Annotated in this window: 14 protein-coding genes; 9 read left to right on the top strand and 5 right to left on the bottom strand. The window is 64.5% G+C overall.

Going from position 1 to position 11,639, the window contains the following annotated elements:
* Nucleotides 1-17: 17 nt before the first annotated feature.
* A complete protein-coding gene (locus WG208_RS10520; protein WP_337171310.1) occupies nucleotides 18-578 on the bottom strand; it encodes a nitroreductase in 561 nt (186 codons plus the stop codon).
* Between the two features lie 230 nt (nucleotides 579-808).
* Between WG208_RS10520 and WG208_RS10515 the strand changes: the two genes are divergently transcribed.
* From WG208_RS10515 to WG208_RS10495, 5 genes are all read left to right on the top strand, one after another.
* Entirely contained in the window at nucleotides 809-1,276 is a 468-nt protein-coding gene (locus WG208_RS10515) for a DinB family protein (RefSeq protein ID WP_337171309.1), read from the top strand.
* A gap of 153 nt (nucleotides 1,277-1,429) precedes the next feature.
* Nucleotides 1,430-1,711 (top strand): hypothetical protein, encoded by a 282-nt coding sequence (locus WG208_RS10510; protein ID WP_337171308.1) that lies wholly within the window; start codon nucleotides 1,430-1,432, stop codon nucleotides 1,709-1,711.
* An 85-nt stretch (nucleotides 1,712-1,796) separates the two neighbouring features.
* Nucleotides 1,797-2,000: a hypothetical protein gene (locus tag WG208_RS10505; RefSeq protein WP_337171307.1), complete on the top strand. Its 204-nt coding sequence runs from the start codon at nucleotides 1,797-1,799 to the stop codon at nucleotides 1,998-2,000.
* A gap of 37 nt (nucleotides 2,001-2,037) precedes the next feature.
* Complete coding sequence (locus tag WG208_RS10500; RefSeq protein WP_337171306.1) at nucleotides 2,038-3,234, top strand: hypothetical protein; 1,197 nt, start codon at nucleotides 2,038-2,040, stop codon at nucleotides 3,232-3,234.
* A gap of 101 nt (nucleotides 3,235-3,335) precedes the next feature.
* On the top strand, nucleotides 3,336-5,252 hold the full coding sequence (locus WG208_RS10495; protein ID WP_337171305.1) for a CocE/NonD family hydrolase: 1,917 nt from the start codon (nucleotides 3,336-3,338) through the stop codon (nucleotides 5,250-5,252).
* A gap of 34 nt (nucleotides 5,253-5,286) precedes the next feature.
* Here the strand turns inward: WG208_RS10495 and WG208_RS10490 are convergent, their stop codons facing one another.
* Both WG208_RS10490 and WG208_RS10485 read right to left on the bottom strand, forming a co-directional pair.
* The gene (locus WG208_RS10490; protein ID WP_337171304.1) at nucleotides 5,287-5,625 is read right to left on the bottom strand and encodes a metalloregulator ArsR/SmtB family transcription factor; all 339 of its coding nucleotides are present in this window, start codon (nucleotides 5,623-5,625) and stop codon (nucleotides 5,287-5,289) included.
* Complete coding sequence (locus WG208_RS10485; RefSeq protein ID WP_337171303.1) at nucleotides 5,609-6,127, bottom strand: SRPBCC family protein; 519 nt, start codon at nucleotides 6,125-6,127, stop codon at nucleotides 5,609-5,611. Before WG208_RS10485 ends, WG208_RS10490 begins: the two co-directional genes overlap by 17 nt.
* A gap of 229 nt (nucleotides 6,128-6,356) precedes the next feature.
* Here WG208_RS10485 and WG208_RS10480 point away from each other — a divergent pair, with 229 nt between their 5' ends.
* The 3 genes from WG208_RS10480 to aqpZ all read left to right on the top strand — a co-directional run bounded on the left by WG208_RS10480 (nucleotide 6,357) and on the right by aqpZ (nucleotide 8,848).
* Nucleotides 6,357-6,893 carry a molybdopterin-dependent oxidoreductase gene (locus tag WG208_RS10480; protein WP_337171302.1) on the top strand — a complete coding sequence of 179 codons (537 nt, stop codon included), beginning with the start codon at nucleotides 6,357-6,359 and terminating at the stop codon, nucleotides 6,891-6,893.
* Nucleotides 6,894-6,897: 4 nt separating this feature from the next.
* Nucleotides 6,898-8,085 carry an MbnH family di-heme enzyme gene (locus WG208_RS10475; protein ID WP_337171301.1) on the top strand — a complete coding sequence of 396 codons (1,188 nt, stop codon included), beginning with the start codon at nucleotides 6,898-6,900 and terminating at the stop codon, nucleotides 8,083-8,085.
* A 73-nt stretch (nucleotides 8,086-8,158) separates the two neighbouring features.
* Complete coding sequence (gene aqpZ / locus WG208_RS10470; protein ID WP_337171300.1) at nucleotides 8,159-8,848, top strand: aquaporin Z; 690 nt, start codon at nucleotides 8,159-8,161, stop codon at nucleotides 8,846-8,848.
* 18 nt (nucleotides 8,849-8,866) lie between these two features.
* Here aqpZ and WG208_RS10465 read toward each other — a convergent pair whose 3' ends face one another.
* Entirely contained in the window at nucleotides 8,867-9,685 is an 819-nt protein-coding gene (locus WG208_RS10465) for a DUF2306 domain-containing protein (RefSeq protein WP_337171299.1), read from the bottom strand.
* Nucleotides 9,686-9,853: 168 nt separating this feature from the next.
* On the opposite strand from WG208_RS10465, the gene WG208_RS10460 reads away from it, so the two are divergent.
* Nucleotides 9,854-10,954, top strand: a complete 1,101-nt coding sequence (locus WG208_RS10460) for an AraC family transcriptional regulator (protein ID WP_337171298.1) — start codon at nucleotides 9,854-9,856, stop codon at nucleotides 10,952-10,954.
* A gap of 37 nt (nucleotides 10,955-10,991) precedes the next feature.
* Here the strand turns inward: WG208_RS10460 and WG208_RS10455 are convergent, their stop codons facing one another.
* Nucleotides 10,992-11,591, bottom strand: coding sequence for a hypothetical protein (locus tag WG208_RS10455; RefSeq protein ID WP_337171297.1), 600 nt, complete (start codon nucleotides 11,589-11,591; stop codon nucleotides 10,992-10,994).
* Nucleotides 11,592-11,639 lie beyond the last annotated feature (48 nt).

Here is an 11,639-nt window from a genome sequence, read left to right as displayed (position 1 = left end):
ACAGCGATCGTGATCGATCAGTCCCGCCAGTGAGTGAGCTCGGTGGCCGGACGACGGGTTTTGGGGGCGGGCATTTCGAGCGGTTCGCCCACGGTGAGCACGGCCACGATGCGTTCGCCCTCGGGAACGCCGGCCGCAGCACGCGCCGCGGGGTCGTCCATGATGGCTCCGGTGCGGATGTGCGTGCCGAGTCCGTGGGCCACGGCGGAAAGGCAGAGGTTCTCCACGGCCATCAGCGTGGCGGCGTAGTCTTCCTCACGGATCTCGGGATTCTCGTTGAGCGTCATGGACACGACGATCATGCCCGGCCAGGCGCGATGCGCGTCACTGGTTTCCTGACGGATGCGCTGGGCATCCGTCTCGTCGGTGGCCTTCCTGGCTTTGCGATGACCGAGCGCGAGCCCGTATGCCGCGCGCGCTTCGGGGCCGAGGACGTAAAACCGCCACGGCTGGGTCAGCCGATGATTGGGCGCCAGATTGGCGTCGTGAAAAAGCGGCTCGAGCTCCTCACGTGTGATGACGCGGTCGGTGAAGGCACGAATGGAGCGACGGGCGGCGATGGCAGCGGAAACGTTCACGGATGCATCCTGGAAAGAACAAATCGATCGGGGTAGTGCAGAGCAGTACTCGAAAGTACTCGAAAGTACTCGGTGGTTTGCCGGATCACCCTGCCCCGTGTGGGGACCATCCCGCATACCGGACCATGCATCGGCGTCTTGTGCGATCGCTCCGAAATCGGTAGGTTGGCGATACCGAAGAAATGCCGAATCTTTCTTCCGGCCTCCCCACCTCTGCACGGAGCCATGCCATGTCCTCCACCGCCGTTCTCTCGCCCGCCGATCTTCTCGCCCACTGGCAGGGTCAGCGCCGACTCACCCGGCGTGTCATCGAAGCCTTTCCGGAAGAGCAGCTCCTGACCTACTCGGTGGGAGGGATGCGGCCTTTTGCGGCGCTGGCGGGTGAAATGCTGTCGATCGCCGTGCCCATGATGCGGGAGATCGTCACCGGCGAGTCGCAGCCCTATGAAGGCACCGCGCCGACCTCCAAGGCCGATCTGCTGGCCCGCTGGGATGCCGCCACCGGTGAGCTCGATACGTGGTTCGCGAAGCTCCAGCCGGAGCGTTTCGGCGAGATCGTGACGCTCTTCGGCCAGTTCACCTACCCGGTGTGGAGTCAGCTCTTCTACGCGATCGACAACGAGACGCACCATCGTGGTCAGGGCTACGTGTACCTGCGGGCGCTGGGCATCGAGCCGCCGCCATTCTGGGAGCGGTAACCGTCGCTCTTCCCGGCAGGTCCGAGGCCGGGATGCGGTACGCATGAGATGCGCGTGAGATGTGTATGCGACATCCATGGGACATGCATGAGGGAAATCGCGATCTCCCGCGGTATTATGCGGTATCATCCGGAAATACCGCGGGAGACGCTCATGAGCGCTGCATGTCCGGAATACGCTTTCGAAATCGAGTTCCACCCCGCGCGTGGTGCGGCGCCCGATGCGGAATGGCTGGCCGCGCTCGAGGCGGTGCTTGCGGCGCGTGGCCTCGCGATCGCCTATACCTATCCCAGCGGACGGCGGTATCTCGTCATTCGTGATGGTGGCCAGGTGGTCGAGGCCGATCTCGAAGCCCTGCGCGTCTGGAGAGACGGGCAGGGAGGGAAGGGCACGATCGTCATCGGTCCTCTGATCGAGCTGAACGAACTGGAGTGAATGTGCGTGGAGTGCCGCGCAATGCGCGTGACGTTCGTGGGTTTGGCGGAGTTCAGTGGTACGACTCACCAAGAGGATATTCACGATGCTCGATGCGCGCGTGCGGGAGACGTTGCGGGACTTTCAGGCGGAGCGATGTGACCTCGAGACGGCGGCGCAACGTCTGCTGGTCGTTCGGCGTGAACGTGGGTGTCTCACTCTGATGGACGCACCGGGCGCTTCTCCGCAGGAACGGGCGCTGGTGTCGCGCTTCCGCGAACTGACGCAGGCGGAGTTCGGTGAGGGCTGACGGGCGTTCTCACCCGTCTGCGGACAGGCGTCCGCGATTGGCCTGCGCACTGCTGCTGAGTGGACTGTGCGCGGTCGTGATCGGCGCCGAGGCATCGGCACAATCGTCTGCACAGGCATCCCGCAGCCCGCCCTCGCTCGCGCTGGGATTCGCTGTCGATACCACGGCACTGCCGGCAGCATGGTGGGGGATCGACCCCGCGCGTGTCGTGTTGCCGGAGGTCGTGAGATTCTGGCGCGACTACCTGGCCATCCGTCGGGATTCGTCGAAACGGGCGGTGCATTGGGAGCGGTCCGGAACCACCGGGGACCCCGATCCGCTGCCGGTGACCGCTCCGTATCTGCTCGATGGTGCGCCGCTGCTGATCGAAGCCGTGCCGGTCGTCGCGGGTGATGCCTCCCGATGGCTGCTGCGCACGATGTACGTGGGTGGTGGAACGGCCACACGTCCGGGCTTGTTGGGTCTGGAGCGGACGATTGTCACCGGCCGCCACGAAGCGGATGGCACGTGGGAGTGGAAACTCCTCAGTCCGGAATCGTTCGAAACGGCCGAATGGCGACATGAACGCATCGGACCGATCATGTATGTGGTGCACCCCGGGATCACATTCGACAGACGCCGGGCGGAGTCGACCGCGCGCTGGGCCGATTCCCTGTTGACCCGGTTCGGGTTGGCGCGTCGTGAGCCCGTCATCTACTACCAGACACCGAATCTTCAGGAGGGCATGCGGATCTCCGGGTTCGAGTGGCTCCCGACTGCCGAGCGGGTGGGGGGCCGCGCCAGTCCGGCGGCTGGTGTGGTGGTGGCCGCCGATCCCCGATATGGCGAAGACTATCGGCACGAACTCGCGCATGTGTTGCTGGCTCCGCTGGTGACCGGTCGCCCCGTGTTTGTCGTGGAAGGGATCGCGTACTGGCTGGGTGGCGCACGTGGAGACGATTTCCCAGGGCTGATGCGGTCGCTGGCTTCGTTCCTGGCGGATCATCCGACATTCACGCCCGACACGATTCTGGCGAGTGACGGTTCGGGAGTCATCGGCAGTGCGCGACTGCCGGTTGCCGCATCGTTTTTCGAACTGGTGCACCGGCGAAATGGAGACCAGGGGGTACGACGTCTGGTGGAGGCATTGGAGACCACCGAGCCGACGCTGGCACGACTCGCGACCATCATGGGGATGAGCCGGGAGCAGGTCGTGACGGAATGGCGGGCGCTGCTGGCGGAGTACCGACGGTAGGCGGTGGCGTCCCCGGGGGCCGCGCGCGGTTTCTTTCCACGATCGCTGGTGGCGCCCGTCGGCGTCTGTTGCGCCGGCCACCGATGTGACAGCTTCACAGCATGACTGGACTCTCCCGTATCTTCCGGGCGGCGACCGCGCGTGTCGCCGCTTTCGTCGTCGCCTTCGTCCTCGCCGCGCCGATATCGGCCCAGCCTGTCGACTCCACCTGGATCAAGGCCAACTATCGCAAGGTGGAGGCGCGCATCCCGATGCGTGATGGCGTGAAGCTCTTCACGTCCATCTACATCCCGCGCGATACGATGGGCAAGCGTTTCCCGCTGCTCATGACGCGCACGCCATACAGCGCGCAGCCCTATGGCGAGGCCATCCGCGCGTCGCTCGGGCCCAGCAGCAACCCACGGTTCGCGCGCGAGGGGTTCGTGTTCATCACCCAGGATGTGCGCGGGCGCTATCTCTCCGAAGGCAATTTCACCAGCATGACGCCCCATCTCCCGAACAAGAAGCCGGGCGATGTGGACGAGAGCACGGACACGTACGACACCATCGAGTGGCTGCTCAAGAACGTGACGCCGAACAACGGCCGCGTCGGCATCTACGGCGGTTCGTGGCCCGGCTTCTATGCGACCGCGAGCTGCATCGACGCACATCCGGCCCTGGTGGCCTGTTCACCGCAGGCGCCCATGACGGACATCTGGATGGGCGACGACAATTTTCACAATGGCGCATTCCTGCTCGCGCACAACTTCACGTTCTTCTACCGCTTCGGTCGTCCCGATGGAAGTCCGCCGGGTGTGGAACGGGGCGCCCGTCTCAATATCGGGCCGGATGCCTATCAGTACTATCTGAATCTCGGTCCGGTCGGCCCGGCGGCGCGCAAGATCATGCCGCGCGACTCGGCGCCGGTGTGGTACGAGTTCATCCCGCATGTCACGTACGACGAGTACAACCAGGCACGCGACATCAGCCGCTTCGTGAAGAACATGAAGCCGGCCATGCTGATCGTGGGAGGGCTGTTCGACACCGAGGATCTGCAGGGCCCCTGGCGCACCTGGCGGGGGGTGGAGCGTCTGTCGCCCCAGAACAACGCGAAGATCATCGTCGGGCCGTGGTCGCACGGGGGCTGGGGACGTGGTGATGCGAACTCCCTCGGTGTGCAGCGCTTCGGCTCGGCGTCGCTGGGGACGTATTTCCGCGACTCGGTGGAGTTTCCGTTCTTCCTGCATCACCTGAAGGGCGGTCCCGATCCGAAGCTCGCGGAGGCGACGGTCTTCGAGACAGGCACGAACGTCTGGCGTCAGTACGAACAGTTCCCGCCGGCCGGTGCGGTGAAGCGCTCGCTGTACTTCCATCCGGGCGGCAAGCTGTCGTTCTCACCACCTGCGGTGGCGTCGGGCGCGGCAGCGTACGACAGCTACGTGAGCGATCCCATGAAGCCCGTGCCGACGACGGACCGTATCGAGGGCCAGGGCATGCCGCGCGACTACATCGTGGCCGATCAGCGATATGCGTCGCGTCGCCCCGACGTTCTCACGTACGTGAGCGATGTGCTGACCGAAGACATCACCATCACGGGTCCGGTGGCTCCGCGTCTGCATGTGGCCACGAGCGGCACCGATGCCGACTTCATGGTCAAGCTCATCGACGTGTTGCCGGCCGATGCGAAGAATCTCGCGGATGACGAACCCGGGTTCGTGAGGGCGGGAGCGCAACTGCTCATTCGTGGTGAGCCCTTCCGCGCGCGCTATCGCCGGAGCTGGCAGAAGCCGGTCCCGTTCACACCGAATGTGGCGGACTCCCTGGCGTTCGAGATGCCCGATGTGAATCACACGTTCCTGAAGGGCCATCGCATCATGGTGCAGGTCCAGAGCACGTGGTTCCCGTTCATCGACCGCAATCCGCAGACCTTCGTGCCCGACATCTTCGAGGCGAAGCCGTCCGACTACAAGGCGGCGACGATGCGGGTGTATCATGTGCCCGGACGGGCGTCGCGTGTCGACGTGAAGACCGCGCGGTGAAAGACGTCGCCGAACCCGAAAGGTTCGGCAGGCGTCAATCGATGACCGGCGGCTCCACGAGCCGCCGCAATCGGGCGATGGCACGATCCCATCCGGCGGAGATGCCATCGAGAAAATGACGTGCGTCGTCGAGGCGGCGCACGTCGAGGGCGTAGAGCACTTCCCGTCCCCGGCGCTGATGGGTGACGAGTCCCGCGCGCTCGAGGACCTGCAGGTGTTTCACGATGGCCTGTCGCGTCACCGTGGCATCGTCGGCCAGCACGGTGGCCGACAGCGCGCCACGGGCCCGGAGGGCGCGCACCACCGACAGCCGGTGACGATCGCCGAGCGCGAAGAAGATCTCCTCGACGGTGCTGTCAGAGATCTTCGACATACCGCTTCACGTTTTCGGCCTGTCCGCTCCAGCCGGCTTCGTTCATGCGGAACGCCCGTTCGCGACGATGGGCCGGAACCTGATCGAATCCGGATTCGACGATGGTGAGTTGGGTGCCACCCACCACCGGCTCGAGCGTGAACTCGACGAGTGTGGTGGGCTCGGTGGCCGGATCGACCCCGGCATCGATACCAAAGGGGACCCATCGAAAGCTGAAGTAATGCTCCGGCTCGATGGCCTGCACGGTGCAGAAGACGGTGGGCGCCTCCGGGATGTCCACCGGTGATGGCGTGAGGCCGAGGCTCTCCTGAAACTCGAGCACGGCATCGGCACTCAGTCGTTCATCGAAGGTGCCGGACACCGTCTGGCCCACCACGAACGCGCCCGTCAGCCGGATCCCGAACCACTCGCCGAATTCCCGGGTATCGGTGAGCGCGCGCCATACCCGCGAAACGGGGGCGTTCAATGTCACCCGCTTCTCGATCCGATTCGCATTGCTCATGGCCGGCTCCTCCGGGGAAAGAATCGCTAGGGCATCGGTCTGCTGATGTGCAACCTGTAAGTTGCATGATAGCATCCGGATCCCGGGCGCGCAATCGTGGTGGTCCGAGGCGCGCATGGCCCCGCATGGCCCCGCATGGCCCCGCCTCTCCTGTCACGCCCACGAACGTCTCCCGAAATCGTCGGAAGATCCTATCTTGGGAGGACTACCCACCTTTGCCGTCCTTTCGATGATTCATCGTACGACGTCCCGTTATGCGCTGGCTGCGGCGATGCCCTTTGCACTCGCCGGCGCGTCCGTGCTGCGTGCGAACCCACTCGTCGCCCAGCAGGCGGCGACCGCAACGCCGAGCGTCCGGGTCACGGGCGCGGTGACACAGTCGCTGACCCTCACGGCGGCGGACCTGGCGAGCATGCCCCGGGCCTCGGTGCGCACCACCAGCAACGGCATCACCACCACGTACGAAGGCGTGTGGGTGGCCGATGTGCTGAAAAAGGCCGGCGCGCCGCTGGGCAATGCCCTGCGTGGCGCGGCGCTGTCCACCTATGTCATCGCGATGGCGTCGGACGGGTATCAGGTGGTGTTCTCCCTGGGGGAACTCGATCCGGAGATGGCCAATGGACAGTACCTGCTGGCCGACTCGGCCGATGGGCAGCCGCTCTTCGGCGAGACGGGGGCGTTCCGGCTCGTGGTGCCCACGGACAAGCGTGGTGCCCGTTCGATACGCATGCTGACGAGCCTGCAGGTGGTCACCGTCCGGAAGTAGCGCCATGCGACGCGGCGGCGCATCCATCGCGGCATTGCTGCTGCTGCTCGGGGCCGTGATCACGACATCGGTGATCACGACCGCGACGACGGCACCCACCCGAGGTGGCGGTGGGGCCGTCGCTCCGTTCGTATGGGACATTCCAGCACCGTTTCCACGCCCGCCCGTGCCGCACGACAATCCGATGTCGTCGCACACGGTGGAACTCGGCCGACATCTGTTCTACGACACGAGACTGTCGGGAAACGGTCGTCAGTCCTGCGCCACCTGTCATCGCCAGGAGCTGGCATTCACCGATGGACGCGCACGTGCCGTCGGATCGACGGGGATGATGCACCCGCGAGGCAGCATGAGCCTCGCGAACATCGGCTATGCACCGGCGCTGACATGGGCCGATCCCCGCGTCACGGCACTCGAGGAACAGGCGCTGGTGCCGATGTTCGGTACGAGTCCAGTGGAGCTCGGACTCGATCCCGACGGTGCATCGCTGCTGCAGCGTGTGCGTGCGGACGACGTCTATCAGCGATTGTTCGCGCAGGCGTTTCCCGCGGACTCCGCACCATTCAGCGTGACGAACATCGTCCGCGCGCTGGGCGCGTTCGAACGCACACTCGTCTCGATGCGATCTCCATACGATCGCTATCGATATGGTCGTGATCGCAATGCCATTTCCGAATCGGCCAAGCGTGGGGAGATGATCTTCTTCTCCGGCCAGCGTGGTGGATGTTTCCAGTGTCATGGCGGCTGGAATTTCAGTGGGGCCGTTCGTTATGACGGTGATACCACGGTGAGTGCCGGGTTCTTCAATACCGGACTCTACAACGTGGCCGGAGCGGTGTCGTATCCCTCGTCCAATACCGGATTGCATGCCATCACGGGGCGTATCGAGGATGTGGGCCGTTTTCGCGCACCCACGCTGCGCAACATCGCGGTCACGGCGCCATACATGCATGACGGCAGCATTGCCACGCTCGAGGCCGTCGTCGATCACTATGCGGCCGGTGGACGCACGATTGCCTCCGGACCTCAGGCGGGTGTCGGTCGCGACAATCGTTACAAGAGTCCATCGGTGCACGGATTCGTGCTGACGGGTACCGATCGACAGGATCTCGTGGCCTTCCTGGAAGCACTCACCGACTCCGTATTTTTGCGGAACCCCGCCTTCGCGAATCCCTGGCCTCACGAACCCTAGCTCGATCCTGACCCTTGCCGGATCTCTCCGGAGACGCAACTTCTCCGATACCATTCTTCACGGAGAGGCCGGCATGAAGCAGTACGGTGCAGAGTTCGTCGGGACGTTCTGGCTGGTGCTTGGTGGCTGTGGCAGTGCGGTGCTCGCAGCGGCGTTCCCGAATGTCGGGATCGGACTGCTCGGTGTGGCCCTGGCGTTCGGACTCACGGTGCTCACGATGGCCTTTGCCATCGGACACATCTCGGGGTGTCATCTCAACCCCGCCGTATCGATCGGCCTCTGTGTTGCAGGACGTTTCCCCGCCGCGAAGCTCGTGCCGTACATCGTGGCGCAGGTCCTGGGCGCGATCGCAGCCGGTGGTGTGTTGTATGTCATCGCCAGCGGCAATCCCGCCTTCGATGTGTCGGCGGGATTTGCATCGAACGGATTCGGGGAGCACTCGCCGGGTGGTTATTCCATGGTGGCGGCGCTCGTGAGCGAGGTGGTGATGACGGCGTTCTTCCTCATCATCATTCTGGGGGCCACCGACAAGCGCGCACCGAGCGGTTTTGCGCCGATCGCGATCGGCCTGGGACTCACGATCATTCACCTCGTCAGCATTCCGGTCACCAATACGTCGGTGAACCCGGCACGCAGCACCGGTGTGGCGGTATTCGTGGGAGGATGGGCGGTGGCGCAGCTCTGGTTGTTCTGGGTGGCGCCGATCGTCGGGGGTGCTCTCGGCGCGGTGGTCTATCGCGCGATCGGAGAGGAGACGACCTGACGACTGGCTGACGGCGGATCAGAGGCGCGGCCACCACATCATGAGGGCCGCGCCGACGCTGCCGATGGCGGTGGCCACCGTACACAGCGTCAGTATGCCCGCCATGGTCCACTGCTTCATGACCTGCTGGTGCTCGCGGGCACGCAGGTAGCCTTCGAGTACCGCAAGGGGCAGCAGGAATTGCGCAAAAGCCAGTGTCGTCAGAAATGGTCCGGTGAACGTGTGCGGATCGAAGCCCACGGGCCGTTGATGGATGACGAGCCACAGCATCAGACCGATGCGGAAGAACCAGACCCCATTCGCGGCCAGATACAGACGCAGCGCCCATTTCCGGTGTACGCTGAACCGCCGCTGCCGCGCCGTACGCACCGTCATGAAGGCACCACCGAGGATCACCACCGCGTTGGCACTCACGCCGAGGTGGTTGCCGATGTCACCTGCGGCACCGCCACGCACCCAGACGAGATAGAGTCCGCTCATGGCCAGCAGTGATGCCATGGCCGCGAACAGGCGACCGCTCCAGCGGTGCAGACGGGGCATTCGCCGCCTGACGATGGGAAGCAATTGCACGCCGCCGGCGGCGATCAGCACGACCGCCATGATCAGATGCGTGACGAGTACGGCGTTTCCCGCGGTGTCGCCTTCCACATGACCACGCGGCATCACCGTATCGAGCGATTGTGCCAGACGTCCCCTTGCCGCCCCTCCGCCATACAGGCCGGTGATGTAGGAGGCGAAGAACAACTGACTGGTGAGTGCCACGGCGGTCCATGCGGTCGCCGAGATGGTCAGCCATCGTGCGGATGGCGATGGTGCCTGTTGGGTCGAACGAGTCATGATGCATCGTGCGCATGCCGCGCTCACGGATCGATGATCGCCCGACTCAATCACATGATCGCCGGCATCATGCAGGCGGTGGCCTGCTCCGTCCCAGGGTGACGTCTCGTTGAATCCAGGAGGGGTCTTTCTGCGTTGTGAGGAGACATGCCCCATGCAAGCCTTCCCATGTCTCGCACGCCGATCCCTCCGCTTCCCCCGCTGCTCTCCTCGGCCACGATGTCGGTGGGTTATACCGAAGGGGTCCTCGAGTATGCCGTCGAACGAGGGTGTCATCGTACCCGGTTGTTGCATGCCGCCGGTATCGATGCTGTCGCTCTGACCCATCCTGATCACCGCATTCCGTTGGCGGCCTACCTCCGGCTGGTGCGTCAGGCGAGCGCGATGACGGGCGATTCCGCGCTGGCGCTGCATTGGGGCGCTGCGGTGGCGTGCGCGCAGGTCTCCGTCGTGGGCGCCATCGGCAGTGCTTCGGGCACCGTGGCCGACGCGTTCGTGCAGCTCAATCGGTTTGCGCGCCTTTCCTTCGATTTTGGTGAGGCGCCGGACGTGGACCGGTACCGGATCGAACGCGTGGAGGAGGGCATCTGGATGTTCGACACACGTCCGCATGTCGACAGTACGCGCGAACTCACCGAGTCGACCTTCGCCCGGTTTGCCGTGGGCATGCGACTGCGTGCCAGCCACCCCGTTTTGCGGGCCGTGCATTTCAGCTATGACGCACCGTCACACGCGCAGGAGTATGCCGATGTCTTCCAGGTGCCAGTGACATTCGGCACCGATCGCAACGCGCTGCTACTCGATCCGGCGTGGTGGGATCATCCTCTCCAGGCCACGCCACGCACCACGCACCGCATTCTCGCGTCTCATGCCGATGCGCAGCTGGCCGCCCTGCAGCGCACCCGAAGTTGCCGGGGGCGTGTCGAAGCCGTGGTGCGTCCGTTGCTCGCCGAAGGTGCCGTGAGCATGCCGGCCGTGGCCAGTGCGCTGTCCATGAGTCGGCAGACGTTGCTGCGCAATCTCAAAGCGGAGGGTACCACGTTTGCCGAGGTGGTCGCGGGGTTGCGTGAGTCTCTCGCGTTGCACTATCTCGCGGAGCAGAAGGCGACGGTGCAGCAGACCGCGGCGTTGCTGGGTTTTTCGGAAGCCGCCGCATTTTCCCGTGCCTTCAAACGTTGGACGGGGAAGAGTCCACGTGCATTCGTTGACGATGCGCGCGACGATATGCGTGATGGTACGCGCCCGGACCGGGCCTCTGCACGCGCGTGAAGGCTTTCGTGAACGCCGCGGGATTGCCGCCGGCCGTTCAGCGAGGCATCCGCACTTCGAAAATGTTCGACAGGACGATTGTACGGGTTGCGCCGCACGGTGACTCCGGTTGGCACGGCCTCACGCCGTATGTCAGCCGGAGTCGGGGGTCGAGCAGACCGCCCGGTTCACCCGTGAAGTGATCAAATTCGTTGGGTCCAGATATGGTGAGGGTATCCGTCCGGCTTGCTCCGGGAGGCACGGCAATGTGCTGATCGTGGCCCACACATCCCCAGATGGGGCTGAAGATGGAGTATCTCGGGGAGTTCTCCTTGCCCGCGATGGTGATCCCGTATATCGGACCGGAAGCATCCGGTCTGCACGTATCGATGTACACGGTTTCCTGCGTGCGGTTGGTGTAGGTGGCCACCACCTGAAAGCGACGTTGGAATCGTGGCGGCAACCAACCTTCGTCGACCCGTGGCGCGTCGTAGTACAATGCGTCGGTCTGCAGCGCCTCTCCGGTTCGGCGGGGTGTGGTATCGACACCGGCGATCCGCTCATGGCATGCGGCCAAGACCTGCATGCTGCTCAGTACTGCCATGGCGGTGAACGCCACACGCACTGGGAAAGACCGACGATTGGCAATCGCAGACATGACTCCTCCTGCCCTGAGGTGCTCGGTTCGGCAGGGTACAGGCGCCCA

This window comes from Gemmatimonas aurantiaca, from assembly GCF_037190085.1.
GTDB classification, from domain to species: domain Bacteria; phylum Gemmatimonadota; class Gemmatimonadetes; order Gemmatimonadales; family Gemmatimonadaceae; genus Gemmatimonas; species Gemmatimonas aurantiaca_A.
Note: the sequence above shows the minus strand (reverse complement) of the source record. Positions and strands in the feature narration are given on the sequence as shown.

Excerpts from the sequence above, each read along its gene's own strand:
- WG208_RS10455 (WP_337171297.1), bottom strand. The coding sequence starts at position 11,591 with ATGTCTGCGATTGCCAATCGTCGGTCTTTCCCAGTGCGTGTGGCGTTC.
- WG208_RS10485 (WP_337171303.1), bottom strand. The coding sequence starts at position 6,127 with ATGAGCAATGCGAATCGGATCGAGAAGCGGGTGACATTGAACGCCCCC.
- WG208_RS10480 (WP_337171302.1), top strand. The coding sequence starts at position 6,357 with ATGATTCATCGTACGACGTCCCGTTATGCGCTGGCTGCGGCGATGCCC.
- WG208_RS10495 (WP_337171305.1), top strand. The coding sequence starts at position 3,336 with ATGACTGGACTCTCCCGTATCTTCCGGGCGGCGACCGCGCGTGTCGCC.
- WG208_RS10510 (WP_337171308.1), top strand. The coding sequence starts at position 1,430 with ATGAGCGCTGCATGTCCGGAATACGCTTTCGAAATCGAGTTCCACCCC.
- WG208_RS10505 (WP_337171307.1), top strand. The coding sequence starts at position 1,797 with ATGCTCGATGCGCGCGTGCGGGAGACGTTGCGGGACTTTCAGGCGGAG.
- WG208_RS10490 (WP_337171304.1), bottom strand. The coding sequence starts at position 5,625 with ATGTCGAAGATCTCTGACAGCACCGTCGAGGAGATCTTCTTCGCGCTC.
- WG208_RS10515 (WP_337171309.1), top strand. The coding sequence starts at position 809 with ATGTCCTCCACCGCCGTTCTCTCGCCCGCCGATCTTCTCGCCCACTGG.
- WG208_RS10465 (WP_337171299.1), bottom strand. The coding sequence starts at position 9,685 with ATGACTCGTTCGACCCAACAGGCACCATCGCCATCCGCACGATGGCTG.
- aqpZ (WP_337171300.1), top strand. The coding sequence starts at position 8,159 with ATGAAGCAGTACGGTGCAGAGTTCGTCGGGACGTTCTGGCTGGTGCTT.
- WG208_RS10475 (WP_337171301.1), top strand. The coding sequence starts at position 6,898 with ATGCGACGCGGCGGCGCATCCATCGCGGCATTGCTGCTGCTGCTCGGG.
- WG208_RS10460 (WP_337171298.1), top strand. The coding sequence starts at position 9,854 with ATGTCTCGCACGCCGATCCCTCCGCTTCCCCCGCTGCTCTCCTCGGCC.